The organism is Deltaproteobacteria bacterium (assembly GCA_030654105.1).
Classification (GTDB): domain Bacteria; phylum Desulfobacterota; class SM23-61; order SM23-61; family SM23-61; genus JAHJQK01.
Map to the genome: position 1 here is coordinate 1 of JAURYC010000018.1, position 3,897 is coordinate 3,897.

At 48.0% G+C, this 3,897-nt stretch carries 4 protein-coding genes and 4 tRNA genes; 2 read left to right on the forward strand and 6 right to left on the reverse strand.

The window, feature by feature from the left end; genetic code table 11:
• Nucleotides 1–499: 499 nt before the first annotated feature.
• From Q7V48_00635 to Q7V48_00645, 3 genes are all read right to left on the reverse strand, one after another.
• A tRNA-Arg gene (locus tag Q7V48_00635) sits at nt 500–576 on the reverse strand.
• Nucleotide 577: 1 nt separating this feature from the next.
• Nucleotides 578–654: transfer RNA gene (locus Q7V48_00640), tRNA-His, on the reverse strand.
• Nucleotides 655–793: 139 nt separating this feature from the next.
• A tRNA-Arg gene (locus Q7V48_00645) sits at nt 794–870 on the reverse strand.
• Between the two features lie 238 nt (nt 871–1,108).
• Here Q7V48_00645 and Q7V48_00650 point away from each other — a divergent pair.
• Complete coding sequence (locus Q7V48_00650; protein MDO9209251.1) at nt 1,109–1,447, forward strand: histidine triad nucleotide-binding protein; 339 nt, start codon at nt 1,109–1,111, stop codon at nt 1,445–1,447.
• 169 nt (nt 1,448–1,616) lie between these two features.
• Here Q7V48_00650 and Q7V48_00655 read toward each other — a convergent pair.
• The 3 genes from Q7V48_00655 to rph form a co-directional block, all read right to left on the reverse strand.
• Nucleotides 1,617–1,693, reverse strand: a tRNA-Pro gene (locus Q7V48_00655).
• Between the two features lie 134 nt (nt 1,694–1,827).
• Entirely contained in the window at nt 1,828–2,457 is a 630-nt protein-coding gene (locus Q7V48_00660; protein ID MDO9209252.1) for an XTP/dITP diphosphatase, read from the reverse strand.
• On the reverse strand, nt 2,445–3,182 hold the full coding sequence (gene rph / locus Q7V48_00665) for a ribonuclease PH (GenBank protein ID MDO9209253.1): 738 nt from the start codon (nt 3,180–3,182) through the stop codon (nt 2,445–2,447). The genes Q7V48_00660 and rph overlap by 13 nt, the downstream gene beginning before the upstream one ends.
• Nucleotides 3,183–3,575: 393 nt before the next feature.
• Between rph and Q7V48_00670 the strand changes: the two genes are divergently transcribed.
• Nucleotides 3,576–3,897 (forward strand): LemA family protein (locus tag Q7V48_00670; protein ID MDO9209254.1); only part of this gene is annotated, 322 nt, incomplete at its 3' end.

A 3,897-nucleotide genomic window follows, 5' to 3' on the forward strand; every position in this document is an offset into this window, starting at 1 on the left:
GCAAAAAGCCAATTTCAAGATAATCATGCAATTTCTTTAAGAAAATATACAATATCCATAATAACGCAAAATTATGTCCAATTTGGTATGCCTTGAACTGGGCCTATTGAAGCCTCCAACCCTGTTTTGGAGGGCAGAAATGGCACCTTTGACAAGTGATTTTTCCCCTCCCGTATACTTGCCGTGATTTTAACGGCTCACCTTTTCCATTGGCCAATTAGGGGGTCTCCCTTCTTTACCCCCGGTTTACCAAGCAATGTTTGGCATGGCGGACAGTGTACTGTGAAATGATATTCTCCTACGATCGATTGTTGAACTAAAAACAAAGATTGACACATTTTTCAGCATAACAAAATCCTTCAACGAGAAACAGGATCCGAAGAGTTTTATGAGGGTAATACGGATGGCCAGAAGAAGGGGTAAATCAAAATTAGTTAGAAATATGTTAGAAATAAAAAGATAAGGAGTTAAGTTAAGAGAGTTAACTTCTTGAAATTATTGGCGCGCCCGGCCCGGCTCGAACGGGCGACCTGCGGATTCGAAGTCCGACGCTCTATCCAACTGAGCTACGGGCGCTTGGGGTGAGTGATGGGATTCGAACCCACGACCGCTGGGTCCACAACCCAGTGCTCTAACCAACTGAGCTACACTCACCACAAAGAAGCGGGAATAATTTAATTGTATAGGAAATTGACTTTTTATCCTACCCCCTCACCCCCGCCCTCTCCCCCGTTTGCGGGGGAGAGGGGAAGGGTGAGGGGGCTTAACTTGAATACAGGACAACTGACTCCACTGGCGCGCCTGGAGGGACTCGAACCCCCGGCCCACAGCTTAGAAGGCTGTTGCTCTATCCGGTTGAGCTACAGGCGCCAGGTTTTCTTTTAGCATTTTTGGATCGACTTGTCAAATAAATATAGGGAGAAAGGCAATAAGGAAGAGGCTATAGGCAATGGGCGATAGGTAAAATGGGTTATTTGCGTTATTTGCTTAAATTTGCTTAGTTTCGCTCTGCGCTATAATCTTTGCTAATCTTAATTCGTTGCTTTTTGAGAGTTGTTGTGGTAAATGGAGAATCTAAAATCGATTATTTATGTTATGGGGGAAGCTGATGACCTGCATTTTCTGTCATATTGTCGCCCATGAATTGCCGGCTGAGATTCTCTATGAAGATGAGGATCTGGCCGTTTTTAAGGATATTAATCCGGAAGCCCCGGTTCACCTCCTGATCGTTCCCAGAAAGCATATTGACTCAATCAATGCTCTGGATGAAAAAAATGTCGGAGTTGTATCTAAGATGGTGCTTGCCGCCAAGCGTATGGCGGAACAACATGGAGTCCAGTCTGGCTATCGGCTGATGATGAACAACGGCCGGGAGGCTGGTCAGGTGGTGTATCATCTGCACATGCATTTCATGGGGGGATGGGGGCGGAAACCGGTAAGAAGATGAAAAAGGTTATCGATTTTTTGGGAGGTTGTTGCGTCACTCTTTTTTTCTTAGTGACTTACCAAATTATGCACGGGATTAATTTTTTTAAAGAACGGAAAGAAAGGGTTCACGGGTCCAAGGATTCAAGGGTTCGAGTGAAATAATGAAAGGACAGAGGGCAAGTAAAATATGGTCGGGGCGAGAGGATTTGAACCTCCGACCCCCTGCGCCCAAGACAGGTGCGCTACCAGGCTGCGCTACGCCCCGACGATTAGTCAATGGGTAGAAGCGTTGAAGCGTGAATGCGTCAACATCTATACGCATCTACCCATTTACCCCTTGCGCCCTCACAATTTAGGTTATTTTTATACCATGAGATGGAGAAGGAAGGCAAGGAGCGATTAGGCGAGAAACTGCGGCAGAATGAGTTTTAGCTTTTTTAGGGCCTGGGCCCGATGGCTGATCTGATTTTTTACCTCTGGCTCAAGCTCTGCCATGGTCTTGCCAAACTCGGGAACAAAAAAGATTGGGTCAAACCCGAAACCATGCTTTCCTTGCGGGGTAAAAGTGATCCTCCCCCGGCATTTCCCTTCCACGGTTTGCATCTCTCCCTCAGGGGAAACAATGGCCATAACACAAATAAATTCAGCTCCCCTTTGACCTTCCGGTACCCCAGTCATTTCGTCCAATAACTTTTGATACCTTTCCCGATCCGAGGCCTCATCGCCGGCAAACCGCGATGAAAAAATCCCCGGACGTCCTTGCAAAGCATCCACACATATCCCCGAGTCATCAGCAATAGCAAAGCGCCCAGTTAAACGGGCGATGGTCCGGGCTTTTTTACCGGCGTTTTCAGCAAAGGTAGTTCCATCTTCGACGACCTCTGGGATTTCAGGAAAATCTTTTAAGGAAAGGAGTTTGAGGGAGAGGGGATCCAGGATGGCCTCCATCTCGCGAAGCTTTCCCAGATTGCGGGTGGCGATGACGACTTCCTTGGGAGCATCCTTTTGCCTGGCCTTCAATGTTTCCACAACCCCCGTGTATTTCCCAAAGATTTTTTTTGGATCCTGGTGAGCTGAGCGATGGCTTTTTTAGCAGCCACCATCATCCGCCTGAGATCATTTTCCGTGAAAGGAGTGCGTTCGGCCGTTCCCTGGACTTCCACGAGACCACCGCTTCCAATCATGACGAAGTTCATGTCAACGTCGGCCTGCGAGTCCTCTTCGTAGTTTAAGTCCAGCAAAATTTTTCCCCCGATCATCCCTACCGAGATGGCAGCTACCGTTTCTCTCAGGGGGGGTGCAGTCAGAAGGTCTTTTTTCCTTAAGACCGCCAAGGCCTCGGCCAGGGCTACAAAAGCTCCTGTTATGGAGGCAGTGCGCGTTCCTCCATCGGCCTGGATGACGTCGCAGTCGATCCAGATGGTTCGTTTGCCGAAAGAAAAAAGGTCCACAACCGAACGAAGGGACCGGCCGATCAAGCGCTGGATCTCGTGGGTCCGCCCGCCGATCCTTCCGGTGGCGGATTCCCGGGTCATACGGGTTTGGGTGGAACGAGGAATCATAGAGTATTCGGAGGTAACCCATCCCTGGTTTGAATTTTTAAGAAACCTGGGAACATCTTCCTCCACGCTGGCAGTGCAGATGACTTTGGTCTCGCCCAATTCAATGAGAATAGACCCTTCCGGATGTTTGAGGAAGTGGCGAGTGATTTTTACCGGACGCATCTGGAGAGACTTTCTTCCGTCGGAGCGCATGGAATTTCCTTTCCCTTCAGATCATTCAGCGCAAAGGGAGCAGAGAACGCAGGGCGCCTGACGCCTTGCGACTTACGGTTTTTATGTATTTATCTGCGCTTATCTGCGTCCTAATGAATTTTACAATAACCAATTGTTCAGTAGAAGTCAAATTATAGTCATGAGTTTTATTGAAATAAATCTTTTCCCGTGATAAATTGTGATGGATTCGTAAAAAGTCCTTGTTGTCCCATTTTTGTCATTCCCGCGAAAGCGGGAATCCAGTTAATTCAACTGGTTCTGTCCGCCTGAGGCGGACTGCTTTCGCAGGAGTGACGGCTTTTCCGACTTTTTACGAGATCATCAATTATGAATACTTTTGGAAAAATCATTTTTATTTAACAAGGGGGTCCCATGAACAAGGCATTGGTAATTCTCATTCCGTTAGTAATTATCGGGGTCTTGGTCATTGGGGGGTTTGGCATCTACAATGGTTTAGTAAGCGCCCAGGAAGAGGCCAAGACAGCATGGGCACAGGTGGAGAATCAATATCAAAGGCGGGCGGACCTGATCCCTAACCTGGTGGAAACGGTGAAGGGATATGCCAAACAGGAGAAAAGTATTTTGGAAGAAGTAACCCGCCTGCGCAGCCAGTGGGGAGAAGCGCGGCAGTCCGGGAACATTAATAAGTCTTTGCAGGCAGCCCAGGGGTTAGAGAGCGCTTTGTCACGGTTGA